The sequence below is a fragment of the Paraburkholderia sp. SIMBA_030 genome (assembly GCF_046535245.1).
Taxonomy (GTDB): Bacteria; Pseudomonadota; Gammaproteobacteria; order Burkholderiales; family Burkholderiaceae; genus Paraburkholderia.
This window is the reverse complement of record NZ_JAWRXB010000116.1, coordinates 1-395: the sequence shown is the minus strand read 5'-3', so window position 1 is coordinate 395 and position 395 is coordinate 1. Positions and strand designations below refer to the sequence as shown.

General features: G+C 56.7%; 1 protein-coding gene. It reads right to left on the bottom strand.

Translation table 11 applies throughout. The features are described from left to right. Nucleotides 1-203: 203 nt before the first annotated feature. Nucleotides 204-395 (bottom strand): hypothetical protein (locus SB772_RS39275; RefSeq protein ID WP_410838425.1); only part of this gene is annotated, 192 nt, incomplete at its 5' end.

The following is a 395-nucleotide window of genomic DNA, read 5'->3' as shown; positions in this document are numbered from 1 at the left end:
GCGCCCGAACAAGTAAATCCCGACCCCGATCATGTAAGGGGTCAAAATTCCCAGAGTAATACCCGAGGCCTGTTTCAGAACATATGTTCTGGTCCCCCCCTTCGCCGATCCCAATCCTCTCACGCGCCCCAATGGTGTGGTCATTACAGCCCCCTGTTTTTGCATCGCCTCTCTCGCACGCTGGTAGCACGTGGCGCGAAGGTCTATCGGTCCTGCTGATACCCCTGATGGGTCGCGTTGACCTTGCTGTTGCCATGCTGCGCCATCTTATCGGGATTGTCGGTCTGATCGTTCGGAGATTTCAGATTAGCTGGCTGTTCTGGCGACGAACCGGTCCCTTTCGGGCTGCGGTTTTCGTCTGGAACGGGTGGCAGTCTGCTGCTCATGTCTTCACC